The organism is Anianabacter salinae, from assembly GCF_019061145.1.
Taxonomy (GTDB): Bacteria; Pseudomonadota; Alphaproteobacteria; order Rhodobacterales; family Rhodobacteraceae; genus Anianibacter; species Anianibacter salinarum.
Genome location: NZ_JAHQZS010000005.1, coordinates 101,645 through 127,374, shown reverse-complemented (window position 1 = coordinate 127,374; position 25,730 = coordinate 101,645). Strand labels below are relative to the sequence as shown.

Below are 25,730 nucleotides of genomic sequence, written 5' to 3'. Positions count from 1 at the left end.
CGGACCCGCCCAGAATCAGGGGATCAGGTGTTCATCGAGTCGAAGAAATCCGCGTTCGTCTTGGTCTGCTTCAGCTTCGAGATCAGGAATTCGATCGCATCCGTGGTGCCCATCGGATTCAGGATGCGCCGCAGCACAAAGGTCTTCTGAAGGTCGCCCTTCTCGATAAGCAGGTCTTCCTTGCGCGTGCCGGACTTGAGAATGTCCATCGCCGGGAACACGCGCTTGTCCGCCACCTTGCGGTCCAGAACGATCTCGGAGTTGCCGGTGCCCTTGAATTCCTCAAAGATCACCTCGTCCATCCGGCTGCCGGTGTCGATCAGCGCCGTCGCGATGATGGTCAGCGATCCGCCTTCCTCGATGTTCCGCGCCGCACCGAAGAATCGCTTGGGCCGTTGCAAGGCGTTCGCGTCCACGCCGCCGGTCAGGACCTTGCCTGACGACGGCACGACCGTGTTGAACGCGCGGCCAAGGCGGGTGATCGAATCCAGCAGGATCACGACATCGCGCTTGTGCTCGACCAGGCGCTTGGCCTTTTCGATGACCATTTCCGATACGGCAACGTGACGCGACGCAGGCTCGTCGAAGGTCGAGGAAATCACCTCGCCTTTCACGCTGCGCTGCATGTCGGTCACTTCCTCGGGGCGTTCGTCGATCAAAAGAACGATCAGATAGATTTCCGGGTGATTGCGTTCGATCGAATTGGCGATGTTCTGCAGCAGCACCGTCTTGCCGGTCCGCGGCGGCGCCACGATGAGCGACCGCTGGCCCTTGCCGATGGGCGCCACCAGATCGATGATCCGCGCAGAACGGTCCTTCGACGTGTGCTCGTCCTCGACTTCCATCTTCAACCGTTCATCGGGATAAAGCGGCGTGAGGTTGTCGAAGTTGATCTTGTGACGCGCTTTCTCGGGATCTTCGAAGTTGATCCGCTCGACGCTGGTCAGCGCGAAATAACGCTCGTTCTCGTTCGGGGCGCGAATGACGCCTTCAACGCTGTCGCCGGTCCGCAACGAAAACTGCCGGATCATGTCGGGCGAGACGTAAATGTCATCGGGACCCGGCAGATAGTTCGCCTCGGGCGAGCGCAGGAACCCGAACCCGTCCTGAAGCACCTCAAGAACGCCGTCGCCGCCGATCTGCCAACCTTCCTCGGCCTGTTCCTTGAGGATGGCGAACATCATGTCGCCCTTCCGCATGGTCGAGGCGTTCTCGATCTCAAGTTCTTCGGCCATCGCCAGAAGATCCTTGGGGCTCTTCGCCTTCAGATCGGCAAGGTTCAAACGTTCTTCGGTCATTGGTCTTCCTCGGACACGCCGACGCGCGGCGGTCTAATGATCGTCAGGGGGAAATCGGCTGGCCGGACGGCTGCTAGGCCGAGGCAGATAAGCCCCGCGCGTGAAAGTGTCAATCGTTTCAGAACGGCTTGACGATGACAGCCACGACGATGACCAGCAGGAACAGCGTCGGAACCTCGTTCATCAGCCGGTATCGGCGGCCGGTCAGCGTCTCACCCTGCCCGGCAAACCTCTTGCGCTGGCCCGCACACCAGCCGTGGAACGCTGTCATTCCGATCACCGCAACCGCCTTGAGCCACGGCCAACCCTCGCTCCAGTCCACGACACCGGGGATCGACACAAGCATCAGGCCGAAGATCCAGGTCACGATCATCGAAGGCGTCATGATCAGCTTGAGAAGCTTGCGCTCCATCGTCTGAAAGAGCGTGTCGGTTTCGGTTCCGCGTGTCACACTCTCGGCGTGATAGACGAACAGCCGTGGAAGATAGAACAACCCCGCCATCCAGGCGATGACCGCGATCACATGAAGCGCCTTGATCCATGGGTAAAGCCCGACCAGAACCGTCATCTCGCGCATCCTTCGCTGTCTGCCTTCTCTTTAAATATATATAGATAAAGAAGGAAGTTGTGTTTGTAGGCCCTGTGGATGATGGGGATTAAACAGGTTTCAGGTGGTTATCCATGGTGTTGATGGGTTGCCGCCGATTGCCAGGCGATTCTGGGGGCAAGTTAAGGCAAGAGGTAAAAATCATAAACAAATCAACTGGTTGATCCCTCATGCCGGTGGATAAACCATGGTATATCTTTTGCCCAACCTGATGCGCGTTCCGACAATCCCCAACGGTGGGTTTCCTGTTCAACAGGTTGATGACAGGGGTGTGAAATCCGCCGGACACGCCCTCTTGTCCCCCGGGGGCAGACCGGGTCATGTCCTCCCCAGCGCCCGCACCGTTTCGTCCCGTCCCTTCTCCACAGAAGTATCGACATGCCCCAACCGCTCCTTCTTGCCTCCGGGTCTGCCATCCGCGCCCAGCTTCTGACCCAGGCGCGCGTTCCGTTCGAGGTTCAGCCCGCACGCATCGACGAAGACGCCATCCGGGCCTCGATGATCGCCGAAGGCGCCCCGCCCCGTGATATCGCCGACGTCCTGGCCGAGCAGAAAGCGCGCCGGGTGGCGATGAAGCACCCGGATCGCCTTGTGCTTGGCAGCGACCAGATCCTGTCTCTGGGCCAGCGGGTGTTCGCCAAGGCCGAGACGCCGGAAGAGCTGCGCGCGCAGCTTGGTGATCTGAACGGACAGCGGCACATGCTACACTCTGGCGCGGTGATCTACGAAGACGGGCGGCCGGTCTGGCGCACGGTCGGCACAGTGCGCATGGTGATGCGCGACTGTTCGGACGGCTTTCTTGACGACTATGTCGCACGCAACTGGGAGGAAGTGCGCCATTCGGTCGGCGGCTACCACCTAGAGGGCGAAGGGGTGCGGCTGTTTCATCGCGTCGAGGGAGATTATTTCTCCGTGCTGGGCCTGCCGCTGCTCGACCTCTTGTCATATCTGACGCTGCGGGGTTTCATCCCCGCATGACCGAGGTATCGCGTATTCCCCTTGCTGGCGTTGTTGGCGCCCCCATTGCCCATTCGCGCAGTCCGGCGCTGCATACCCACTGGCTCAAACGCTACCAGATCGCGGGCGCCTACATTCCGCTTCACGTGGAACAGGACGACCTGGTAGAGGTGATGCGCGCCCTTCCGAAAATGGGGTTCGTCGGCGTGAACATCACGATCCCGCACAAGGAAGCGGTGCTCAACATCGCCGATATCGTGTCCGACCGTGCGGCGGTGATCGGTGCGGCCAATACCATCCAGTTCCGCAAGGACGGCAAGATTCACGCCGACAACACAGACGGGATCGGGTTCATCGAGAACTTGCGCCATTCCGTCCCCGACTGGACCCCGCAGGCCGGGCCAGCCGCCGTTTTCGGTGCTGGCGGCGCCTCTCGGGCGGTGATCCACGCGCTGCTTCAGGCCGGTGTTCCAGAAATCCGCCTGACCAACCGCTCGCGCCCCCGGTCCGATGCGCTGCGGTCAGAGTTCGGGACGCGGGTGATCGTGCACGACTGGGTCAAGGCCGCCAATGTCCTCGACGACGCGGCCACGGTCGTGAACACCACGTCGCTCGGCATGGTCGGAAAGCCTCCGTTCCGGGTGCCTCTCGATGGACTTACCCCCGGCGCGGTCGTCACCGATCTGGTCTATGCCCCGCTCGACACCGAGTTCCTGATCGAAGCGCGCAATCGCGGCTGCCGCACCGTCGATGGGCTTGGAATGCTTCTGCATCAAGGGGTTCCGGGGTTCGAACGGTGGTTCGGCGTGCGTCCGAACGTCGACGACCAGGTCCGCGCCGCCGTGCTTGGCGAATGACGCGGCCGTTTCTTATCGGGCTGACAGGCTCGATTGGCATGGGCAAGTCCACCACGGCCGCGATGTTCGCCAAGCAGGGCGTTGCCGTCTGGGATGCCGACGCGGCTGTCCACCGTCTTTATGCAGCGGGCGGCGATGCCGTCGCTCCCCTCGCCCGCCTGTGTCCCAAGGCTATCGTGGACGGCGCCGTGGATCGCGCGCAACTCAAGGCATGGATCGCACGCGATCCCGCTGCCCTGCCGCAGATCGAGGCGGTGGTTCATCCGCTTGTGGCCAGGGACCGCGCCGATTTCCTTGCCGCCTGCACCGCCGAAATCGCGCTTGTCGATGTGCCGCTTCTGTTCGAGACCGGCGGCGATGCGCATGTCGACATGACGGTGGTCGTCAGCGCCCCCGAGGATGTCCAACGCGCCCGCGTTCTGTCCCGTCCCGGCATGACCGAGGCGCAGCTTGATGCGATCCTGGCCAAACAGATGCCGGACGCCGAGAAACGGGCACGCGCGGACCATGTGATACGGACGACGACGCTTGAGGCCGCAGAGGCCGCCGTGCGAGAGATCGTGACAGAGATACGGGAAAGGCTGACAGATGCGTGAGATCGTGCTCGACACCGAAACCACCGGGCTCGACCCCTCAAGCGGAGATCGCATCGTCGAGATCGGCGCGGTCGAGCTGCACAATCACATGCCGACGGGCCGCACATATCACCAGTATGTCAATCCCGAGCGCGACATGCCGCAAGAAGCGTTCGATGTTCACGGGCTGTCGATCGCCTTTCTGTCCGACAAGCCGGTCTTTGCCCGCATCGGCCAGGGGTTTCTCGATTTCATCGGCGACGCGCATCTGGTGATCCACAATGCCGCCTTCGACATCAAGTTCCTGAACGCAGAACTTGGCTGGTCAGGGCTGCCCCAACTGCAATGGGACCGCGTGGTCGATACGCTCGGCATGGCGAAAAGACGGTTCCCCGGCTCGCCCGTGTCGCTGGATGCGCTGTGCCGGCGTTTCGGCATCGACAATTCCGCGCGCACACTGCACGGCGCCCTGCTTGACTCGCAGATCCTGGCGGAAGTGTATCTCGAGCTTATCGGCGGTCGTCAGCCCGATTTCGCGTTGGGCGCGGACCGGCAAACTGGCGACGGCGCGTCCGACGCCGTGGCCGACTGGCGCCCAAAGCCAAGGCCGAAACCGCTGGCCGACCGTATCACCGAAGAAGAACGCGCCGCCCACGCGAGGTTCGTCGAGAAGCTCGGGGACGGCGCAATCTGGTCTCGTCGGTAATCGTCTAGCGATCAGTTCGGCTTGGCGGCCGCAGCCTGCTGTTGCGCACGCGCTGCCGCCTGCTGGCGATAAAGCTGAACGAAATCAATGTTTTCAAGGTTCAGCGGGGGAAAACCGCCGTCGCGCGTGGCATCCGAGATGATGCGCCGCGCGAACGGGAACAGCATCCGGGGGCATTCGATCAGAAGGAACGGGTGCAACTGGTCTTCCGGCACACCTTCGATCTGGAACAGGCCGCCGTAGTCGAGTTCCAGAAGGAACAGCGTCTGGTCGGTGCCCTTGTTCTTCGAGGTCACGACGTACTTGGTGTAGACCTCGTACTGGTTCTCGGCCGCGCGCTTCTTGGCGTCGAGGTTGACCTGCACCTTGACGTCAGGCGTCACGTCACCCTGGCTGCCCTTTTGCACCAGCACGTTCTCGAACGACATGTCCCGGATGAACTGTCCGAGGATCTGCATCTTGAGCTGCGGTTGCTGCGCTGCTTCGGGTTTCTGATCTTCCGCCGGGGTCTCGTCAGCCATTGTCCTCGCTCCTCAATACGAAATCGGTCGGCGTTCGCTTAGCAGGAAGCGTGTAGGGCCTCAATGCCGCGTCCAGCCAGACCCCTCATGGGTGGGGCGTTTGGGTGGCTCGACCTCGGAATACTCGCCCTCGATGATCGGTCCGCGCGGATCAGAGGGTCGCCCGGGCTGCGGCCTGGGGCCACTGCCGCCCCCCATGTCGAACCGCTTAACCTTCACTCGCGCGCGCAGGTATCGGTAAGCCGCCGCTCGAAACTGCGGGACGAGCAGAAGGAACCCGACCGCGTCGGTGAAGAAGCCAGGCGTCAGCAGCAGCGCGCCGGACACCAGGATCATCGCGCCATGCGCAAGCGGCTCTGCCGGATCCCGCAATTCCGAGAACGAGCTACGCAACTGCGTCAACGCGCGCGCGCCCTGCGCCCGAACCAGAACGGTGCCCAGAACCGCCGTCAGGATCACGATGCCGAGAGTCGGCCACAGCCCGATCAGCCCGCCCACCTGGATGAACAGGGCGATCTCGATCAGGGGAACCAGAAGAAACGCCAGAAACAGCCACATCTCGACACCTATCTTTGCCTTGTGGCGTGGTAGACTTACCACGGCCTTGCACCTACATAGGAAACGATCCGTCGCGTTGCCACCGCGACTCCACGAGGTTCAAATGAGTGACGCCGTGATTCAGCTTCTAGTCCTTGCCGGGATTGCAATCTTTCTGATCCTTCGGCTCAAGAACGTGCTTGGAACCCGAGAAGGGTTTGAAAAGCCGCCTGTGCAGCCACCACAAGGCGCAATGCGCGAAACCGTCGGTCCACGCCGCGACTTCGAGGTCATCGAAGGCGGGCCGGATCATGACATCATCGACTATGTCGATGACGGTTCCAGCGCGGCCAAGGCGCTTGCCGCGATGAAGCTGGTCGAGCCCGAGTTTTCCGTGGGTGAATTCCTGCAAGGTGCACGCGGCGCCTATGAGATGATCCTCATGGGCTTCGAGAACGGCACCATCGACGATCTGATCCCGTTCCTCGACAAGCACGTCTACGAAGGCTTTGCCGACGTGATCCAGTCCCGGCAGGATCAGGGGCTGAGCATCGAGGCGACGTTTGTGGGCATCCGCGACGTGTCGATCACCGATGCCAAGTTCGACCGCGACAGCCAGGAAGGCGAGATCACGGTGCGTTTCGTGGGCGAGTTGACGTCTGTGGTCCGCAACGCCGATGGCGAGATCGTCGAAGGCAACGCCACCGAGATCAAGCGCCAGAAAGACACCTGGACCTTCGCACGGGCCATGGGTGTCGACGATCCGAACTGGAAACTGGTCGCGACCGGGGAATGAAGCGGCTTGCGGCGGCGCTGGGGCTTTTCCTTGCGGGGGCCTTCATGACCGGCCCCGCCGCCGCCGAGGCGACCTATTCCATCCTGCAATTTTCAGAGCTTGAGGGCTGGGAAGACGACGACCACGCAGCGGCGATCCCGGCGTTCCTTGAGACCTGCCGCGATCTGGACGATCCCGATTGGCGTCCACTGTGCGCGATGGCCGCCGAGCAGGAGAACGCCAAGGCCTTTTTCGAGCTGTTCTTTCGCCCCGTCCTGATCTCTGACGGCGATCCCTGCCTGTTCACCGGCTATTTCGAGCCTGAACTGAAGGGATCGCGCAATCGCACCGCCACGTTCCGCTATCCGATCTACCGGGTCCCGCCCGATGTGAACGCGTTCCGCCCCTGGCACACCCGCGAAGACATCGAGAAGGCGGGTGTCCTTCGGGGGCGCGGGCTGGAGCTGGCCTGGGTCGACGATCCGGTCGAGCTTTTCTTTCTTCAGATCCAGGGGTCTGGACGGATCAGGTTCAGCGACGGCAGCGTGATGCGCGTTGGCTATGGCGCCAACAACGGCCATCCCTATCGTTCGGTCGGACAGGAACTGGTGCGGCGCGGCATTTATGCGGCGCATCAGGTGTCGGCGCAGGTGATCCAGAACTGGGTGCGCCGCAACCCCCGCGACGGCACCGACCTTCTGCATTCCAACCCGTCCTTCGTGTTCTTCCGCGAGGTGACGCAGGTTCCGTCCGACAAGGGCCCACTTGGCGCGATGAACCGGTCGATCACGCCGCTGCGCACGGTTGCCGTCGATCCCGCCTATACGCCGCTTGGTGCGCCGGTGTGGATCGAAAAGGGCGGCGAAGGTCCGATGCGCCGATTGATGATCGCGCAGGATACGGGCTCGGCGATCAAGGGCGCGCAGCGCGCCGACATATTCTTTGGCACCGGCACTGCCGCAGGGCGTCTGGCGGGCAAGATTCGCGATCCGGGGCGGATGATCGTCCTTCTGCCGATCCAGCGCGCCTATGCGCTTGCCACAGAGGATACGGGATGACGCGCAAAAGGCCGCGCGTTCTGACCGAGGAAGAACAGGAGTTGTGGCGCCGGGTTCAGCAGGCGACAGACCCTCTGCACCCCAAGCGCACCCGCCAGACCGGGGCGGCCAAGGCCCAAGGCCCCGAAACGGCGCCCCGCAAGCAGCCCCCAGCACTGGAGCCGTTCGAGATCGGCGCCCGCAAGGGCGAGACGACGATCCCGCATGATCTTGCTGCAACGGTGTCTGACGATCTGGGCCAGCGCCCGGTTCGCATGGACCGCAAGAGGTTCGACCGGATGAAGCGGGGCAAGCTGATGCCCGAGGCCCGGCTCGACCTGCACGGCATGACCCTCGACCGAGCGCATCCCGCGCTGATGCACTTCATCCTTGGATCGCAGGCGCGGGGATTGCGGCTGGTGCTGGTCATCACTGGCAAGGGCAAGCCGCGCGACGAAGGCGGTCCGATCCCGACGCGGCTGGGCGTGCTGCGCCATCAGGTGCCGCAATGGCTGCGCCTCGCGCCTATGGCGCAGGCCGTGCTTCAGGTGACAGAGGCGCATTTGCGCCACGGCGGCGGCGGCGCGTTCTACGTCTATCTACGCCGCAACCGTTAACCGCCCCCGCGCCCGCGTGATCCCGACCAGAACCAGCAGGGCGGCCGTGACGAAATAGGCGGCGATGCCATAAAGCTGGTCCTCGAAGATCACGCCGCGGTCGATCAGCACGCCGGTCAACCCCGGCCCGATGGCGGTGCCGAAGACCATGACAGCCGTGGCCAGCGCCTTGATCCCGCCCATGAAGCGCGTGCCGTAGAATTCCGCCCAGAACGCATTCGGAACCGTGCTGTTCGCGCCCTGTGTCAGGCCCATCAGGATCATCGCCCCAGCCGCCATTGCAAGGCTCGACGCCTGCGCCATCACAACAAAGCCCAGCGCCATCGGCAATTGAAACACCGGCATCAACCGTGCGGTGCCCACGCGGTCGATCACCCACCCCGACACGATCATCGAACCGACCGCGCAGGCCGTGAACAGCGGGAACAGCGCCACCAGTTCGACATGCGTCCAGCCCTTGGTTTCGGCAAGGTGCACCTGCTGAAAGAAGAAGGCGGTGGAAAACGCCGCCGGAGCCATCAGGGCGGGCACAAGCAGCCAGAACAGCCAGTGCGACAGCACCCGCTGCCGCGTCCAGTGCACGGCGTCCATGCCGACGGACTGGTTGTCGTTGGCGACCGATTGCGGCGTGCGTTCCAGCCGCAGAAGCCGCGCCAGGACCGGCAACATCGCCAGGATGAACAGGCCCGTGCCAACCCACAGCCAGCGCCACAGCGAGACGGTCAGAAGCGCGACGAAGAACAGGGGCAGGAACGCCTCGCCCAGTGCCACGCCAAGACCGGCGGTCGACAATGCCCGCCCCCGCGTCGCAACGAACCAGCGCGCCATCGACACGACGGCGATATGCACCGTCATTCCCTGCCCCGCGAGGCGCAGCAGGAAGATGGCGATCGGCAGGAACCAGACCGCAGGCGTGAACGCCATCGACAGGCAGGCAAGCGCCAGCAGGATCAGGACCACCTTGCCCAGCGCGCGCGCCCGGTAGTGGTCGGTCAGCCCGCCCGCCCAGACCATGACGATGGCCGAAGCCGTTGTGCCAAGTGTGTAAAGACCGCCCCAGGCGCCATGCGACAGTCCGAACTCATCCCGGATCGCGCCCGCGAACACCGAGATGAAGAACGTCTGACCAAAGCTGGAGCAGAAGGTCAGAAGAACCCCGGCCAGCAGGAAGGGCGCGTTTTCGCGCAGGAAACGGAAATAATTCATCCGCCCTGTTTCGTCGGGTTCAGCGGGAAAGGAAAGCCGTGGCCGTCAGTTCTGAGAGGCCAGCGCCGTGACAGGGGACAGGATGATTTCGGTCGCGCTTTGCACGGTCAGGATCGTGCCCGGAAAGAAACCGGTCCGGCCCGCACTGTCGCCCTGGAACGCGGCCTCGATGTTCCCGGCGGCCGAGAACAGGCTGATCAGGGCAGGCGACGTCGCGGCGGTGAAATGCCCCGCCCCGCGCGAAAACTCGGTGACGTCCACAAGTGTCACGTCGAATTCCTCGATCTCCTCGGCCGATGCGATGTTGCCAAGCCGGTTGCGCTGACCCGTCAGCCGCGCCGAAAGCTGCAGCGCCCGGTCACGCTTGGACACGAAGATGCCGAAGGGGTCGGGCAGATCCTCGATCCGCCGGGCCTGGCTGCGGAAAACGTCGATGTCGAGATCGGGCGAGATCAGGATCGCGCCGCCGATCCGGTCATCGACGCTGCCCGGCCGGGCGATGGACATCTGCCGCAGCGTCTCCATCACGATCAGCGATCCCATCGAATGACCCACGATGACAATCCGGCGCGCGCCCGCAGCCTCGACCTGCTCGATCAGCTTTTCAAGCCCGTCGCGGGCGAACAGCGCGCTGTCCCGGTCATAGGCATAGGCCAGCGCATTGCCTCCGCTTGCCCAGGAATAATGCACCGCAACGCCCTGGAATCCGAAATCGGTGGCCAACTGGGCCAGCCGCAACGTGCCTTCCGCAAAGGTGTTGTTGAAGCCGTGGACAAAGATGATCGCCTCGCGGTCCGCGCCTGTGCGTTCTGCCAGGGCCCGGCGCAAATCGGCGGAAAAAGCCTGCGGCGAGGCATAGCGCCCGGCGCGCGTGGCGATGAACTGCTCTGCCGCGTTCACCTCGTCCAGCGGAAACGGAACGCTGCCCGCCTCACGGTTGGGCGGCACCGAGAAATCGAACCGCGCATAGGACACAGTCTCGCTGCGTTCATTTCCATAGGCGCTGACCGGGTCGACTGCCCGCGTCGTGCCGATGAAGATCGGCCGCACCGACGCAGGCGGCGTCAGGTCACGGTCAACGAAGATCTGCGCCCGCGGCGCACAGGCCGCGAGCGGGATCAACAGAATCAAACAGAAAGAGCGCCACATGGCCGGGGGATCCAATCAGCGTTTGCCAGCCGGACAGGTAGCCCGCGTGTTCCCTTCGATCCAGCGACGATTTCGTGACGTCAAAGGACGTAGCGGCTTAGGTCGGCAGACCGTGTCAGGGCACCCAGATTGTCCTCGACAAAGCCGCCGTCAACCGTGACCGCATCGCCCGAACGATCCGGCGCGGTAAAGCTCAGTTCCTCGAACACACGCTCCATCACGGTGTAAAGCCTGCGCGCGCCAATGTTCTCGACCGACTGGTTCACGTCGGCGGCGATCTTGGCCAGGGCCGCGATGCCGTCGTCGGTAAAGCTGACAGCCACGTTCTCGGTCTGCATCAGGGCCGTATACTGCCGCGTCAAGGCGTTGTCCGTCTCAGTCAGGATGCGCACGAAATCGCCCTCGGTCAGCGCCCGCAACTCGACGCGGATCGGCAGGCGGCCCTGCAGTTCCGGCAACAGGTCGGACGGCTTGGCGATGTGGAACGCGCCAGAAGCGATGAACAGGATATGGTCGGTGCGGACGGGGCCGTGTTTCGTGCTGACGGTCGTGCCTTCGATCAGGGGCAGAAGATCGCGCTGCACGCCTTCGCGGCTGACATCGGCGCCGCGCGCATCGGACCGGGCGCAGACCTTGTCGATCTCGTCGAGAAACACGATGCCGTTCTGCTGCACGGACTCCAGCGCGGTGCGGTTCACCGTCTCGTCGTCCAAGAGCTTGTCGGCCTCTTCCCCGATCAAAAGTTCATAGCTTTCGGCCACCGACAGCTTCTTGCGCACCTTGCGACCGCCGAACGCCTTGCCGAACAGATCGCCAAGGTTCATGCCCCCGCCCATCGGCATGCCGGGCTGTCCCGGTATCTCGAAGGCCTGCATCGGGTTCGACGTGTCGGCGACGTCCAGTTCGATCACCGTATCGTCCAACTCGCCCGCCTTCAGCTTGGCGCGGAACCTCTCGCGCGTGCCGTCGCGCGCGTCGGTCCCGGCGATGGCCTCGATCACGCGGTCCTCGGCGGCCTGGTGCGCGCGCGCCTTGACATCTTCGCGCATATGTTCGCGCGTCTCGGAGATGGCGACATCCACGAGATCACGGATGATCTGTTCCACGTCGCGGCCGACATAGCCGACCTCGGTGAACTTCGTCGCCTCGACCTTGATGAAGGGCGCGCGCGCCAGCTTGGCCAAACGGCGGCTGATCTCTGTCTTGCCGACGCCGGTGGGGCCGATCATTAGGATGTTCTTGGGATACACCTCGTCGCGCAGGTCGTCGCCCAGCTGCTTGCGGCGCCAGCGATTGCGCAAGGCGACGGCCACGGCGCGCTTGGCATCGTTCTGCCCGATGATGAAGCGATCAAGCTCGCTGACGATCTCGCGGGGGGTCAGGTCGGTCATGTGGGTCTCCTAGCCGCCAATCGTCTCGACGGTCAGATTTCCGTTTGTATAGACGCAGATGTCCGCAGCGATCTCCATGGCGCGGCGGGCGATCGCCTCGGCGTCGCGGTCGCTGTCCATCATCGCGCGGGCGGCGGCGAGCGCGTAATTCCCGCCCGATCCGATGGCGGTGACGTCATGCTCGGGTTCCAGCACGTCGCCCGCGCCGGTGATGACATACAGATCGCTGCCATCGGTGACGATCAGCATCGCTTCGAGCTTTTGCAGGTACTTGTCGGTGCGCCAGTCCTTTGCCAACTCGACGCAGGCGCGCTGCAGCTGGCCCGGCGTCGCCTCCAGCTTGGCCTCCAGTCGCTCCAGCAGGGCAAAGGCATCGGCGGTCGATCCGGCGAACCCGGCGACCACGTCGTACCCGCCCGGTGACAGCCGCCGGACCTTGCGCGCAGTGCCCTTGATGACGGTCTGGCCAAGGCTCACCTGCCCGTCGCCCGCGACGACCACCTTGCCGCCCTTGCGGACGCCGATGATCGTGGTGCCGTGCCAGCCCGGAAAGCTGTCGTCTGCCATCTTCGCCTCCAGTTGTCTTCGGGGGACATATGGCGGCGGGGGCGGCAAGGCACAAGGCGCGCTTGCCGGAGCGGCGGCCAAGCGCATAGCGTCGGTCCATGGCTGAACGCACCGTCACGATGTACCTGGATGCGCCGATGCTGGCCTCGGCCCGCGCCGGAAAGCACAATTACATCAACAGGCTGGACAAAGCGTTCAGATCGGTGGGGTTCGATCTGCGTCTAGTGGCGAACTCGGCCGTCGCCCGCGCCGCAAGTCGTCTTGATCCCGGATATGCGCTGTTTCACATGAACGCGCCGGGGCACGACCGCGCCCTGAACACGCGGCGCGCCTATTTCTACCCGTTCTGGCGGATCGAGGCGTCGGCGGATCGCTGGGCCTTCCGGGTTGCCCGCGAAGCCTTCGATCCGGGCGCCGTTGATCCGGACGAGGCTGAACGGTTTGCCGGGTTCTGGCGGAAACGGCTGTTTGGCGAGCTTTCCGTCAACTCGGCGCGGGAAAAGGTCGTCTTCGTCCCTCTGCAAGGCAAGCTGACCGAGCATCGCAGCTTTCAGACCATGTCGCCGCTGGACATGCTGCGGGCGACGCTGGCCGCTCTGCCCGGCCACGAGGTTGTGGCGACCCTGCATCCGGGGGAAACCTACACCGACGCAGAACGCCGTGCGCTGGACGATCTATCCCGCGCCGCGCCGCGGTTCCGCGTAACGGATCAGCCATCCGAAGCGCTGCTTCAAGCCTGCGATCTGGTTGTGACGCAAAACTCGTCGGTTGCCTTGTCGGGGTTCTTTTTCGGCAAGCCCGCCGTCCTGTTCGCGCAGATCGACTTTCACCACATCGCTTTCAACGTCGGCCACTTGGGGGTCGAGGACGCGTTTGCCGGGGCGCTGGACAGCGCGCCGCCCTTCGACCGCTACCTGCACTGGTTCCTGCAAGGCCAGTCGATCAACGCAGGCAAAGAGAATGCCGAAGAGCGTATCCTGTCGTCCGTCCGTCATTGGGGCTGGCAGATGTGAAAAGGGCGGCACCCTGCGGCGCCGCCCCTGCTCAAACCTGCGATCCGAAAGCGATCAGATCGCTTCCTTGATCCAGCCTTCCAGCGCCGCCTTGGGCGCCGCGCCGATCTTGTTCGACACGACTTCGCCGTCCTTGAACATGAACAGCGCCGGAATGCCGCGCACACCCATCTGAGCGGGCGAGTTCGGGTTCTCGTCGACGTTGACCTTCACGATCTTGATCTTGCCGTCGTACTGGACCGAAAGCTCTTCCAGAGCCGGGCCGATCTGCTTGCAGGGGCCGCACCACTCGGCCCAGAAATCCACGACGACGGGAATGTCCGACTGGCGGACCTCGGCGTCGAAGGTGTCGTCGGTGACTGCAACGGTAGCCATGTCTGGCCTCCTGTAAACGAAATGCTCAAGCCGGGAAGGTATGGACGCGTCCGACCAGCGTCAAGATAGGGTGGCGTGCGCCAGCGCAGACACAACCGTTTCTCGCGGCAGGGTCATGAGAGATGCCGTTTGCGTCCACAGGATCGCAGTTTCAACGCGGTGGGCGGGATAAAGCTGCTCCAGCGCCTCGGCGTATGCGCCCATCTGACGCAGCAGGCCCAGGGGCACATCCTCGGGCCTGTCCGGCACGATGGCGTTGGTCTTGAAATCGACGGCCAGAACGCTGTCCCCCGTCACGATCAGCCGGTCGATCGCGCCGTGAATGCGCTGACCGCCCAGCGAGGCAAGGTTGGCGGTGATCCCGACCTCTGCCAGCGCGCCGGGGGCAAAGACGGCCTCCAGCCCCGGTGCCGCGATCACCCGCTCGGCATGGGACAGCAGATCGAGCGCCTCGGCCTCGGTCATGGGCGGGTCTGCCGCCGTCAGAAGCGCCAGCGCGGTGCCACGCCGCGCGTCTTGCGGGACAAGGGGCAAATGTTCCAGCAACAGGTGAATGCGCGACCCGCGCAGCAGGGCCGCCTCGAGATCGGCGCCCTCGCTGTCGCCGGGCAGCGCCTTGGCTCCGCCCAGATCGGATGGTGACAGGGTGTGCGTGTCCACAGCAGGTGCCAGACGTTGCGTTGCCCACACCGGCATCAAAACAGTCTCTGTTTCGGCGGAAACCGGCGCCTTGGTCAGCGGCAGCCCGGTCCAGTCGCCAGTCGCATAGCTCTGGCCGATGCCGTCCGGTGTCACCACCGGCACCGCACCCACGGCGTCCAGTCCGGCCTGCACCTGCTGATACCAGCACTCGCCGGATTTCGGCAGATCGCCCGCGCCGCAAACGATCAGCCACTTCTCGGCACGCGTCATCGCGACATACAGCAGGCGCAACCGTTCCTCGGCCTGGGACGCCCGGATGCGGTCCATCGCTTCGGCGATCTCGGGCGTGACGAAGTCGGCCACCGGCTTCCACGCGGGCCGCCCATTCTCCAGCGTGACTAGCTCGTCCTTGATGTCATTCCGGGCGCTCATCGTGTCGGGCAGGATCACGATGGGCGATTCCAGCCCCTTGGCGCCGTGCACCGTCATCACCCGGATGCGGTCGCCCGCACTGTCGAGCTGTCGCTTGACCTCGACATCCTCGGTCTCGAACCAGCTGAGGAACCCGGTCAGGCTGGGCACTTCCATCCGCTCGTAGGCCAGCGCCTGTGACAGAAGCGCGTCGATGCCGTCCTCTGCCTCGGGGCCAAGCCGCGCAAGCAGACGCCGCCGCCCGTCATGCCGCGTCAGCAGCCGCTCGATCAGGTCATAGGGCCGCAGGTAATCCGCCTGCGCCCGCAGATCCGTCAGGATCGACACGGTTTCGGGGAACCTGTCCGCAGCATCGTAGAGATGCCGCCACAGGTAGAGATCGCCGCGTGTCGTGGCGAGGCGGAACAGCTGATCCTCGGACCAGCCAAACAGGGGCGAGCGCAGGATCGTGGCCAGCGACAGATCGTCCTCAGGCGTGGACAGAAAGGCCAGCACCGCCGCGATGTCGCGCACCGCCAGTTCGGCGCCCAGCTTGAGCCGGTCTGCCCCGGCGATCGGCAGGTTCTTGGCCTTGCAGGCGCGGATGATCTCGGAGAACAGCGCGGACCGCCGCTGCACCAGGATCATGACGTCGCCCGCCCTGACAGGGCGCCGAGTGCCGGACCCTGCCGGGATCGTCTCGCCATCGTCCAGCATCCGGGCGATGCGGGCGGCGATCCGCTCTGCCAGCACCACGTTGGGATCGGTCTGGGACACCCGGTCGACAGGGTCGTACCAGGCGATGTCCTCGCCCGGTTCGGACTTTGGCACCACCGGCCACAGCTCGACCCGGCCCGGCAGCGCGTCGTGAAACGCCCGGTGATTGTCCTCGAAAATCTCGTCGCGCCCGGTCAGCGTCCGGTCGACCGAGCGCAGGACTGCCTCGGACGAGCGGAAGGAATATTCCAGCGTCAGCGATTGCAGGCCCTCTCCGACGGACTGAAGCCGGGTCGCGAAAGCGTCTCTCATCCGGCTGAACTTGCGCGGATCGGCGCCCTGGAACGAATAGATCGACTGCTTTGGATCGCCGACGACAAAGATCGTGCGCCGGGTGTCGCGCGCGCCCTGCCCGGCGGTGAACTCCTGCGCGAGACGCTCGATCACCTGCCATTGTTCGGGGCTGGTATCCTGCGCTTCGTCGACGAGGATATGATCGATGCCACCATCGAGCCGATACAGCACCCAGGCCGCCACCTGCGGATTGTCCAGAAGATCGCGGGTCTTCAGGATCAGATCGTCGAAATCAAGCCAACCGCGGGCCTGCTTTCGCGCGGCGTAGGCGGGCAGGAACACGGCGGCGAACCGGTAGAGCGCAGCGGTGCGGTCGGCGTTGTGCAGCGCGAGGATCGTCGCCCGCTCTGCCTCAACCCGCAGCATCAGCGATTCAAGCGGGTCCGCGATGTCGCCCAGGCCTTCGCTGCAGGCCTTGGTCGGGAAACTGCCGATCTTGGCCGAAAAGGGCGCCTTTGTGCCCGCGCCGGTCAGCAGCACATCGGCAAGACGATGAAACGCCGCCTCGGGGTTGTGGAATGGCACCGCCTCCAGCTTGACGGCGGCCTTCTGGTCGTTGGGGCCACTCGCGCGCAGATGCGGCAGAAGCCTCGCGATCAGGTCCGCCTCTGCGCCCAGGAACACGCGGTTCAGCGCGCGGTCCATCGTCCGGTCGGGGCGCAGCCCGAACCATGCCTTGACCTCGTCCGCATCGACATCGCCGAGCAGCCGGTCGCGCTTGGCCACCACCGTCGCGGTCAGCCGGGACAGGTCGTCGCCGGTATGGTGCCGGATCAGCCCGTCCAGCGCCGCGCGATCCGGACCTTCTGCGATCTGTTCCAGAACCTCGTCCCGCAAAAGCGCGGCGGTGCGGTCGTCCATCTCGGTGAAGTTCGGCGTCACCCCGGCCTCGAGCGGGAAGCGGCGCAGCAATCCGGCGCAGAACGAATGGATCGTCTGGATGCGCAAACCGCCGGGCGTCTCGATGGCGCGGGCAAACAGGCGCCGCGCGCGGGCAAGCTGATCGGCGCCGGGTTTCAGACCCTGTTCCAGCGCAAACAGCGCTTCGGCAAGCTCATTGTCCGGCATCAGCGCCCATGCACCTAGCTGACGGAACAGGCGGTTCTGCATCTCGCTCGCGGCGGCCTTGGTGTAGGTCAGGCACAGCACGTTCTGCGGCTCGACCCCCGACAGAAGCAGGCGCGCCACGCGGTCTGTCAGCACCCGCGTCTTGCCGGACCCGGCATTGGCCGACAGCCAGGTCGAGGCATCGGGATTGGCGGCCTGCACCTGCCGCCGGGTGGCGTCATTCAGGGTCATGGCCAACATCCTCGGGGTGCGGGGGCGTTGCGTCGTCCCATTCGCCATAGCGTGCAAGGTGGTCGAAATCGCTGGAATAGCGCAGGCTTTCCATCGCGCGGCGGGCGGTGAATCCCTGATCGGGGCGGGCATAGGCGGCGATCAGGCGGCGGAACTCGTCGCGCGTCTGCAGCAGATCGTCCGCGCCGAGGTCCTGCGCCGACACCTTGCCGCCAGAGCCAAAGCCGATGTGCGCGATGCGCCCGACCGTCGCGGCATCGACGCCGTCCACCGCGCCCGCCTCGGCCAGAAGCGCCGACAGGTGCAACTGCTTGTCGAACAACGCCATCTGCTTGTCCGTCGGCACGGCACCAGTCTTGTAGTCGTAGATCGCAAGTGTGCCGTCCGCGCGCCTGTCGATGCGGTCGATCTTGCCATAAAGCCGGACACCGTCGATCACCATCGCGGCGCGGCTTTCCTGCGCCAGCGGCACGTCCTCGGCCTGCCGCGCGATCTCGCCCTGCACGAACCAATCCGCGATGCGCTCGATCCGGGCGCGCCATGCCGCGCGGGCGACGGGCCAGGGGGCATGCGCCGCAAGCTCTTCATCCGCGATCCGCAACAGGCGCGCGCGGCCTTCCTCCAGATCGGTGACCGGCCCCTCCTTGACGAAGCGTTCCAGAATGCTGTGCTGGATCGTCCCGCGCAGCGGCGCATCGGGCGATTGCCGGATCGGGTCCAGCGCCTGAAGCGACAGGATGCGGCGCGCATAGATGTCATAGGGATGCCGGATCAGCGTCTGTACCTGCGTGATCGTCAGCTCCGTCAGGCGCATGTGGGCAGGCGGGCGCGGCGCAGGGCGCGGGCTTGGATCCACGCGTTTCTCGGGAGTGTCAAAGGCGCGCGCAAGCGCCACCAGCCGCGCCCCGCGCGCCCGCATCCCGCCCAGCGCCTCGCGGCTTTCGTCCGAAACGCCGCCCATCAGGTTCACCAGCCGGTTGAGCCAGCGCGACGGCACGGTCTGCGCCTCGGCGTCGCGGATCGCGCGGGTCAGGATCACCTCGGGCGCGCAGATCGCCTGCTGGAAGTCATGGGCAGAGAGGCCGATCTGCCGCTCTGGCAGCCGAAGCCCGGCATCCCGCCGCATCCGCCGGTTCAGCCAGGGGTCGGGCGAGGCGGCTTCCGGCCAGACGCCTTCGTTCAGGCCTGCACAAATGACCAGATCGGCGCCCTGCACCCGCGCCTCGAGCGTGCCCCAGATGGCGATGCGGGGATCGGCCTGAACCGGCTCGCGCACCTCGGTCCGTTGCAGGATCGCGTGGAACAGAGACGCATAGTCGGTGGGCGAAAGCGCAGGCCCGTGCCCGGCCTCGCGTTGCAATGCCTCCATCTCGGCCCGTGCGGCCCGGCCAGCGGCAGCCTCCCACAGCGCGCCCGCGCCGGGGGCGCCCGGACCAGCGGCCAAAGCCTCGGCCACCTGCATGTGCTGCGCGACATGGTCCGGCAGCGCACGGGGGCCTGCACCCTCAAGCGGGCGGAGAACCCCGATGCACCAGGCAAGCCACGGCGCGCGGTCCGGCGCCTGCGCCGCCCATTTCGCAAGGCGCCCCGGCTCGGGAAAGGGCATACCCGTGCGCCGCACATGCAGCTCCAGGTCGCGGGTCAGCCGCAGGTGATCGGCGCGCTCTGGATGCCCGCTGCTTGTCAGCGGATGCTTGAGCACGGTCAGCAGCGCCTCGGACGTCAGCCGCTGGCCCATCAGCCCCGCGACATGGCGCAACAGCCGCCCCGGCGGGGTCAGCGGCAACGGCCGTCCCGCACTGTCGTCGGGCAGGATGCCCCAGCGACCCAGCGCCGCCGTCACCTGCCGCGTCAGCGTCCGGTCGGGCGTGATGAGCGCCGCACGTCTGCCTTGCTCTGCCGCATCGCGCAGGGCCACGGCAATGGCGGTCGCCTCTTCGCGCAGGGACGCCGCCTCGATCAGCGTCATCCGTTCGGCGGCGGCGGCGATGCCCGCAAGCGCGGGGCCTTCGGTCATCCATTGGTCCGTGACGGGCGCGGGGCGCAGGGCCAGCGACACAAGCCTGTTGCGGGGCGGCACCGGCGCATCCACTTCGGCCCAGCGGCGCACATCCAGCGGATCAATCCCGGCCCGCGCGCAAAAGGCGGCAAAGCGGTATTGCGGATGATCCTCGCCCGTCAGCGCATCGTGCAGGTTGTCCCACACCGCGCCCGGCTGGTCGAAATCGAAGCCGGGCAACACAACGGCGCCTTGCGGCAGCCCCGCGACGGCCTGCATGAGCAGCGCGGTCGCGCCGCGCGATCCGGTCGATCCCGCGACGATCACGGGATGATCGGGCGGTGCGGCCTGCCATTCGGCGATCTTGCGCTCGATCACGAGCCGCTGGCGCGCCTCGGCGTCCGGCTCTTCGGCGGCGCTTTCCCCGATGAAACGCTCGACCAGCGCGACGAAGGCAAGGCTGTTCTGCCAGTGCCCCGACTGGTCCGACACGTCGAGTGCCCGGATCGCTGCGGGAGACACGCCCTCGCCGTGCATTTCGTCCAGAAGCCGCGCAAGGCTGTCGGCCAGATCGAACAATGCAGCACGCGGCGCAAGATCAGGGCGGGTGTCCAGCAGCCCCGCGACAAGCGTCGCTAGTTCCAGCCTGCGGCGCAGGGGCGGCACGGCGGGCGGCAAACCTGTCATTGCCGCCTCAAGACCCAGATCGGTGACAAGGCGGACGCGCGGCAACAGCCGGGGGGGGCCTGCGTCGAACACCTCGCGGATGCGGCGCTGCATCCGGCGGGTGTTCACGAAAACCTCGGCCCGGGCGAGAGCCTCTGGCGGCGCGTCGCCCAGCCGCGCAATCAACCCCTCGACCAGCGCGCGCGGAAAATCCGTTCCGGGGGCAAGGCCAAAGACGCGCGGTTCCGCCTGCGGGCTAAACATCGGGACGCTCCAGCAGCGATTCGGCCAACTCGATGCTCTCGGGGTGTCCGACATCGCACCAGCGCCCACGATGCACGATCCCGAACAGGCGCCCGTCTTCGATCATCCTGTCCCAGAGCCTGTTCAGGGAGAACACACGGTCGGGGATGTCCCGCAAGCCTTCGGTGCGGATCATCTGCGCGCCCGAGTAGATATGACCCGGCCCGCGCGTCAGCCGCCCGCCGGCATCCATCGCGAAATCGCCCCGTCCTGCATGCCCCAGCGCATCCTCTGGCCGAACCAGCATCAACAGCGCATCCATCCGCGCGGGATCGAACGCGGCACGCAGTGCGGCAAGCGGATTGCCCCCCCTCCAGATCGCGTCGGTATTCAGCGTCAGCACCGGACCCCCGCCCAGCAGCGGCAGGGCGTTGCGCAGCCCGCCGCCGGTGTCGAGGATCTCGGGCGTCTCGAGGATCGTCGTGACGCCCAGTGGCGCAAGATGCACTTCGAGTTGCGGCGCGCGGTAGTGCAGGTTGGCGACGACGCGTCCCGTCTGGCCCGCCGCCAGACCAAGCGCGTGGTCGATCAGCGGACGCCCCGCCACCTCGACCAGTGGCTTGGGCCGATCGTCGGTCAGGGGGCGCATCCGCGTGCCGAACCCGGCCGCAAACAGCATCAGGGATGGTCGATCGTCGCGCATTTCGCCTTCAGGGTCTGCAGGATTGCGGGATTGGGGGCGGGCAGGTCGGACAACACGCGGTCGCGCAGGGCGGCCAGCGACGGATGATCGAGGGACGTGACCAGATGCGACCAGACGCGGGGGATCAGATCGACATAGTGCGGTTTGCCGAAATGCAGCGACAGGCGCGCAAAGACGCCAAGAATGCGCAGGTTGCGCTGCGCGCCAAGCACGGCATAGGCGGCGCGAAAGCTGTCCGGGTCGGCGCCGCTTCGCGCGATCATGCCCGCAAGGGCCGCCTCTTCGGTGTCCGGCGCAAGATCGCGGCGCGCATCCTTCAGAAGCGATACCAGATCATAGGCCGGATGCCCGATCAGCGCGTCCTGAAAATCAAGCTGACCGACACGCGCGGGGCCATCGCGGTGCGGCAGCCAGATCAGGTTCTCGGCGTGGTAGTCGCGCAGGATCAACACCTGGCGCTCCCGCATCATCGGGGCAAGAACAGTCTCTGTTTCAGCCCGAAATGCCGCAAGTGCGGCGGTGTCGACGGAGCCGGTCGCCCCCATCAGATACCAGTCATAGGCCAGCGCGGCCTTGTCGGTCATCAGCGCCACGTCGTACGCGCCGACCCCGCCCGGCAGGGGCGCGGCGTGCAGCGCCAGAAGCGCGTCGACCGCCGCGCGGTACAGCATCGGCTCATCCTGCGGCGCGCGTTCCAGCACGCGGGCGAAGACGTCATCACCAAGGTCTTCAAGCAGCAAGAGCCCCGCTTGCGGGTCTTTGGCAAGGATCTGCGGCGCGGACAGACCGCAGGCCGTCAGGTGCCGCGCGATGGCGACGAAGGGGCGTACATCCTCGCCGCGCTCGGCGGGTGCATCCATCAGGACGGCGCGCTGGTCGCCCAGCCTCAGACGTTCATACCGACGGTTCGATGCATCGCCCGCAAGCAGGCTCCGGGTCGCGGCGCCCCATCCCGCGCGGTCCAGGAACGCCGCCATCACCTCGGCCCGATTACGCATCGAGCGTTGCCAGCATCGGCGCAAGCCGCGCGTGCCAAGTTGCGTCCCCGGTGATGTCGAGCCTCCGGGCGGTGTCTCCGGTGACGGAAAGCTCCAGCCGCAGGGCACCCGGCGGTGCAAGATCGCCCAGACGGTCGGGCCATTCGATCAGGCTGATGCCGGTGTCGAACGCCTCATCCAGCCCCAGTTCGATCACCTCGGCGGGATCGGTCAGACGGTAGAGATCGGCATGCCAGATCTCGACACCACCAGCCTCATAAGTCTGCACAAGCGTGTAGGTCGGCGAGGGCACATCCTCGGCCATTCCCAGCGCCGCTTGCCGGGCCTGGATCACCGCGCGCGCCAGGAATGTCTTGCCCGCGCCGATGGGTCCGGTCAGCAGCAGGCAATCCCCTGCGGCGAGCACGGGCGCCAAGCGACGCGCCAGGTCCTGCGTCGCATCGGTATCGGGCAGGGAAAGGGTGAGGGTGCGGGTTGCCATGCTCCGCACATTGACCGCAGCCGAGGTGGCCTGCAAGCACCGCTCAGGCGGGGATCTTTTGCGGGCGGTCCGACATGGCCGTCGGTGTCACGGGCCGGTCGCCGAAACGCACGCACAAGGCGCCCCCGGTCAGCGGCTGGACGATGCAGCGCAACCCTTGTCCGGCCCGTGTGGTGATATCGAAAGACCAATGGTCGCGGCCCGCCAGTCGTGCGGCAAATCCGTCGCTGTCGGCCCAGACCGGCGAAGGGACGCAAGCCGCCTGCCAGATGGCGCACGCGTCGCGAAGCGTTGTTTCAGTGGCCAGCGACTCAAGCGCCGGATCGCCCCAAAGTTCGGTGAAGGCGCGGTTTGCCGACGCCAGATGCCCCGAGGCCGTGAACACGGCGATCGCATCGTCCAGCGAATCCAGCACAGCATAGCTCAGGTCAAGTTCTGCCCGGAAGCTGCGGGTCAGCCCGATCTCGGAGCTGATGTCTTCGAACAGGAAGGCGACGGAGCCGTTGTCGTGCGGCTGCGCCCTGACACGCAGCGTGCGCCCATCGCCCAGCGGCCACGTCTCGGACAGCGTCTGGCCGGATGCGCCATCCAGATCATTCAGCCGTGCCTTCCAGTCGTGATAGTTCCGCGGTTCGGGCAGCATCTTGATCTCGCGCAGGCGGTCGAGGAACTCGTTGAGGGACGGAAGCGCCACGAGATGCCGCGCATCCATGCCGGTAAGGTCGGTCAGGGCCGGGTTGAACAGGACCAGCCGTTTGCGCGCATCGAAGATCGCAATCCCGACCGACAGTTGCGCAAAGGTGTTCGACAGGGCCAGCTTGAAGGCGCTCAGATGCTCTTGCGCCTGCACGGCGGCATCGTCCGGCCACGCGGTAAGCACCGTTCCGGCGTCTGACGTGGCGGCATGAACCCGGAACCAGAGCACGTCGTCGTTGAACGCCACGCAGACGCGGCTGTCCTGTCCCGTAGGGTTCGGATCGTCGGGGCGCCCGAACAGATGCGGTAATGGCCAAACCGGATCGGGCAGGCCCGTTTGCCGCCGAACCAGATCGAGATAGGCGGCATTTGCCCAGTGGATGCGCCCGTCCCCGCCGACCTGCCAGATCGGCACCGCAGACAGCCGCGCGATGGTGCGAGCCTCTTCCAGCTCTCTCCGGACAAGGCCGTTGCCGACGGCCGGTTTGGCCGCGCAATCCGAGGCATCGGTGATCGAAATGCGCAGGCTGTCCCGAAACGGGGTGACATGGGCGGTGCTGTCGCCCAGCGCTGCGGTCAGCACGCCGCCTTCGGGGTCGGACAGAACCTTGGCAAGTCCCGGAAACCGCGGTTCAAGGGCACCCGCGAGCGTTTGCGGCGTGATCGCTTCGGGCGGGGCGCCGACCAGCATGCAGGCACCGGGAGAGGCATCGACAAGTATACTGTCCCGGAACAGGAACGTCGCACCCGGCTCAAAGGCATCCCCGGCCTTCTGCATCCTTGGGGCAGTCGCGGCGCGCAGGGCGAACAAACCACCTATCAGCCCGCCGAGAACGGGGAGCGCGATGTCCTGAAGATGAGCGACCGGCATGGCGGCCTCCAAAATCCTTAACCTTGGTCAACGATTGTGGATAACCCTTAATTGCCGGTTAATCCTACGCTTCGATCCTCGCATTCTCGCCCAGTGGGCCCCGATCGCTGTCCGGTTGCGCAATCGTGGCGCGTGGCCAGGACAATTCGACGATCGCGCCGGTGCGTTCGCCCGCGCCATCCTCTGCCGGGGCGGACGATGGATCGCTTGCGTTCACAAAGGTCAACTCGCCGCCCGACCTTTCCAGCAGGGTCTTGGCGATGAACAGGCCAAGCCCCATGCCCTCGTATTCAGGCCGCTCGGGCCGGGCGTCGCCTCGGCGGTTGCGCACGAAGGGATCGCCGATCCGCGCAAGGACATTGGCGGGAAAGCCGGGACCGTCATCGACGATCCGCACGGTGACCGTCTGGGCGGTCCAGGACGCATCGACCCAGACGGTGCTTTGCGCAAAGTCCACGGCATTCTGGATCAGGTTGCGCAGCCCGTGGATCACCTCGGGGCGGCGCATGATTACCGGATGCTGCGCGTCTGATCCGTCGCCCGCGCCTGCCGCGAACACGATCTTCTTGCCGCGCTGGGCGTGCGGTTCCGCTGCATCGCGCAGAACGGTCATCAGCGGGGCGTGCCGGATCAGCCGGTCGTCCTTTCCCGCCCGCCCCATCGAGCGCAGGATATCCCGGCAGCGGTCGGCCTGGTCGCGGATCAGGCGGGCATCGTCGCGCAGGTCGGGGTTGTCCGCCAGTTCCTCGGCCATTTCCGAGCTGACCAGCTTGATCGTCGCCAGCGGCGTGCCCAGTTCGTGCGCCGCCGCTGCCACCACGCCGCCAAGGTCGGTCAGTTTCTGTTCGCGGGCCAGCGCCATCTGGGTCGCGGCCAGCGCCTCGGACATCGACGCGATCTCGGATGTGACGCGGCGGGCATAGATCGCCTCGAACACGATGCCGATGACGATGGCGACCCAGAAGCCGAACACGAACAGCGCGGGCATCCTGACGGGGGCCTGCCCGTCGGTCAGCTCAAGATGCCACAGTCCGACAACGGTGATGAGGACGATGGCGACAGCCCCCAGCAGAAGCGTCAGCCTTGCCTGAAGCGCGGTCGCCGAGATGGTGACGGGCGCAAGGATCAGCAGCGCGAAGGGATTGTTGAGCCCGCCGGTGAGGAACAGCAGGAACGCCAGCTGCGCGATGTCGAACAGCAGCATCATCGCCACTTCGCCTTCGCTCAACCGCTTGTTCTCGGGGTAGACGAAGATCGCGACGAGGTTGGCGATGACCGATGCGCCGACCGCAAGATAGCAAAGCCCGGAGTGCAGCTCGATCCCGAACAGGCGTTGCGCGGCGACGATGGCGGCAAGCTGGCCCGCGATGGCGATCCAGCGCAGGACGATCAGCGTGCGCAGGCGCACCCAGTTGCCGCGCCGTTCCTCGATCTGCAGCGTGGCGTCTATGGCGGCCATCAC

The 25,730-nt window shown here is 65.6% G+C and carries 24 protein-coding genes; 8 read left to right on the top strand and 16 right to left on the bottom strand.

Features of this window, described 5'->3' with window-relative positions:
- Positions 1-23 precede the first annotated feature (23 nt).
- Both rho and hemJ read right to left on the bottom strand, forming a co-directional pair.
- On the bottom strand, positions 24-1,298 hold the full coding sequence (gene rho / locus KTJ87_RS14070) for a transcription termination factor Rho (protein ID WP_267139776.1): 1,275 nt from the start codon (positions 1,296-1,298) through the stop codon (positions 24-26).
- Positions 1,299-1,416: 118 nt separating this feature from the next.
- The gene (hemJ, locus tag KTJ87_RS14065; RefSeq protein ID WP_267139775.1) at positions 1,417-1,866 is read right to left on the bottom strand and encodes a protoporphyrinogen oxidase HemJ; all 450 of its coding nucleotides are present in this window, start codon (positions 1,864-1,866) and stop codon (positions 1,417-1,419) included.
- A 417-nt stretch (positions 1,867-2,283) separates the two neighbouring features.
- Here hemJ and KTJ87_RS14060 point away from each other — a divergent pair, with 417 nt between their 5' ends.
- From KTJ87_RS14060 to dnaQ, 4 genes are read left to right on the top strand one after another with little or no spacing between them, the layout of a single operon-like run.
- The gene (locus tag KTJ87_RS14060; RefSeq protein ID WP_267139774.1) at positions 2,284-2,883 is read left to right on the top strand and encodes a Maf family protein; all 600 of its coding nucleotides are present in this window, start codon (positions 2,284-2,286) and stop codon (positions 2,881-2,883) included.
- Positions 2,880-3,719: a shikimate dehydrogenase gene (locus tag KTJ87_RS14055; RefSeq protein ID WP_267139773.1), complete on the top strand. Its 840-nt coding sequence runs from the start codon at positions 2,880-2,882 to the stop codon at positions 3,717-3,719. Before KTJ87_RS14060 ends, KTJ87_RS14055 begins: the two co-directional genes overlap by 4 nt.
- Entirely contained in the window at positions 3,716-4,315 is a 600-nt protein-coding gene (gene coaE / locus KTJ87_RS14050) for a dephospho-CoA kinase (RefSeq protein ID WP_267139772.1), read from the top strand. Before KTJ87_RS14055 ends, coaE begins: the two co-directional genes overlap by 4 nt.
- Positions 4,308-5,000 carry a DNA polymerase III subunit epsilon gene (gene dnaQ / locus KTJ87_RS14045; protein ID WP_267139771.1) on the top strand — a complete coding sequence of 231 codons (693 nt, stop codon included), beginning with the start codon at positions 4,308-4,310 and terminating at the stop codon, positions 4,998-5,000. The genes coaE and dnaQ overlap by 8 nt, the downstream gene beginning before the upstream one ends.
- 11 nt (positions 5,001-5,011) lie before the next feature.
- Here the strand turns inward: dnaQ and secB are convergent, their stop codons facing one another.
- Complete coding sequence (gene secB / locus KTJ87_RS14040; protein ID WP_267139770.1) at positions 5,012-5,521, bottom strand: protein-export chaperone SecB; 510 nt, start codon at positions 5,519-5,521, stop codon at positions 5,012-5,014.
- Between the two features lie 60 nt (positions 5,522-5,581).
- Positions 5,582-6,079: an FxsA family protein gene (locus KTJ87_RS14035; RefSeq protein ID WP_267139769.1), complete on the bottom strand. Its 498-nt coding sequence runs from the start codon at positions 6,077-6,079 to the stop codon at positions 5,582-5,584.
- A 103-nt stretch (positions 6,080-6,182) separates the two neighbouring features.
- Between KTJ87_RS14035 and KTJ87_RS14030 the strand changes: the two genes are divergently transcribed.
- From KTJ87_RS14030 to KTJ87_RS14020, 3 genes are read left to right on the top strand one after another with little or no spacing between them, the layout of a single operon-like run.
- Positions 6,183-6,854: a Tim44/TimA family putative adaptor protein gene (locus tag KTJ87_RS14030; protein ID WP_267139768.1), complete on the top strand. Its 672-nt coding sequence runs from the start codon at positions 6,183-6,185 to the stop codon at positions 6,852-6,854.
- Positions 6,851-7,891, top strand: a complete 1,041-nt coding sequence (gene mltA, locus KTJ87_RS14025) for a murein transglycosylase A (RefSeq protein ID WP_267139767.1) — start codon at positions 6,851-6,853, stop codon at positions 7,889-7,891. Before KTJ87_RS14030 ends, mltA begins: the two co-directional genes overlap by 4 nt.
- Positions 7,888-8,487, top strand: coding sequence for a Smr/MutS family protein (locus tag KTJ87_RS14020; RefSeq protein ID WP_267139766.1), 600 nt, complete (start codon positions 7,888-7,890; stop codon positions 8,485-8,487). The genes mltA and KTJ87_RS14020 overlap by 4 nt, the downstream gene beginning before the upstream one ends.
- On the opposite strand, the gene KTJ87_RS14015 is transcribed toward KTJ87_RS14020, so the two are convergent.
- The 4 genes from KTJ87_RS14015 to hslV form a co-directional block, all read right to left on the bottom strand.
- Complete coding sequence (locus tag KTJ87_RS14015) at positions 8,470-9,693, bottom strand: MFS transporter (protein WP_267139765.1); 1,224 nt, start codon at positions 9,691-9,693, stop codon at positions 8,470-8,472. The two genes, KTJ87_RS14020 and KTJ87_RS14015, sit on opposite strands and share 18 nt — an antisense overlap.
- 45 nt (positions 9,694-9,738) lie before the next feature.
- Positions 9,739-10,815 carry an alpha/beta hydrolase gene (locus KTJ87_RS14010; RefSeq protein WP_267139764.1) on the bottom strand — a complete coding sequence of 359 codons (1,077 nt, stop codon included), beginning with the start codon at positions 10,813-10,815 and terminating at the stop codon, positions 9,739-9,741.
- Between the two features lie 107 nt (positions 10,816-10,922).
- Entirely contained in the window at positions 10,923-12,233 is a 1,311-nt protein-coding gene (gene hslU, locus KTJ87_RS14005; protein WP_267139763.1) for an ATP-dependent protease ATPase subunit HslU, read from the bottom strand.
- A gap of 9 nt (positions 12,234-12,242) precedes the next feature.
- Positions 12,243-12,800, bottom strand: a complete 558-nt coding sequence (gene hslV, locus KTJ87_RS14000) for an ATP-dependent protease subunit HslV (RefSeq protein WP_267139762.1) — start codon at positions 12,798-12,800, stop codon at positions 12,243-12,245.
- A 98-nt stretch (positions 12,801-12,898) separates the two neighbouring features.
- On the opposite strand from hslV, the gene KTJ87_RS13995 reads away from it, so the two are divergent.
- Complete coding sequence (locus tag KTJ87_RS13995) at positions 12,899-13,813, top strand: hypothetical protein (RefSeq protein ID WP_267139761.1); 915 nt, start codon at positions 12,899-12,901, stop codon at positions 13,811-13,813.
- A 54-nt stretch (positions 13,814-13,867) separates the two neighbouring features.
- Here KTJ87_RS13995 and trxA read toward each other — a convergent pair whose 3' ends face one another.
- The 8 genes from trxA to regB form a co-directional block, all read right to left on the bottom strand.
- Positions 13,868-14,188, bottom strand: coding sequence for a thioredoxin (gene trxA / locus KTJ87_RS13990; protein ID WP_267139760.1), 321 nt, complete (start codon positions 14,186-14,188; stop codon positions 13,868-13,870).
- Positions 14,189-14,248: 60 nt separating this feature from the next.
- On the bottom strand, positions 14,249-17,611 hold the full coding sequence (gene addA, locus KTJ87_RS13985) for a double-strand break repair helicase AddA (RefSeq protein ID WP_267139759.1): 3,363 nt from the start codon (positions 17,609-17,611) through the stop codon (positions 14,249-14,251).
- Positions 17,598-20,540, bottom strand: a complete 2,943-nt coding sequence (addB, locus tag KTJ87_RS13980; protein ID WP_267139758.1) for a double-strand break repair protein AddB — start codon at positions 20,538-20,540, stop codon at positions 17,598-17,600. Before addB ends, addA begins: the two co-directional genes overlap by 14 nt.
- Positions 20,533-21,222 (bottom strand): nucleotidyltransferase family protein, encoded by a 690-nt coding sequence (locus KTJ87_RS13975; RefSeq protein ID WP_407650497.1) that lies wholly within the window; start codon positions 21,220-21,222, stop codon positions 20,533-20,535. The genes addB and KTJ87_RS13975 overlap by 8 nt, the downstream gene beginning before the upstream one ends.
- On the bottom strand, positions 21,198-22,220 hold the full coding sequence (locus KTJ87_RS13970) for an aminoglycoside phosphotransferase family protein (RefSeq protein ID WP_267139756.1): 1,023 nt from the start codon (positions 22,218-22,220) through the stop codon (positions 21,198-21,200). Before KTJ87_RS13970 ends, KTJ87_RS13975 begins: the two co-directional genes overlap by 25 nt.
- Positions 22,213-22,701 carry a tRNA (adenosine(37)-N6)-threonylcarbamoyltransferase complex ATPase subunit type 1 TsaE gene (gene tsaE / locus KTJ87_RS13965; protein ID WP_267139755.1) on the bottom strand — a complete coding sequence of 163 codons (489 nt, stop codon included), beginning with the start codon at positions 22,699-22,701 and terminating at the stop codon, positions 22,213-22,215. The genes KTJ87_RS13970 and tsaE overlap by 8 nt, the downstream gene beginning before the upstream one ends.
- 43 nt (positions 22,702-22,744) lie before the next feature.
- On the bottom strand, positions 22,745-24,268 hold the full coding sequence (locus tag KTJ87_RS13960; protein WP_267139754.1) for a PAS-domain containing protein: 1,524 nt from the start codon (positions 24,266-24,268) through the stop codon (positions 22,745-22,747).
- Positions 24,269-24,332: 64 nt separating this feature from the next.
- Positions 24,333-25,727 carry a sensor histidine kinase RegB gene (gene regB, locus KTJ87_RS13955; protein ID WP_267139753.1) on the bottom strand — a complete coding sequence of 465 codons (1,395 nt, stop codon included), beginning with the start codon at positions 25,725-25,727 and terminating at the stop codon, positions 24,333-24,335.
- Positions 25,728-25,730 lie beyond the last annotated feature (3 nt).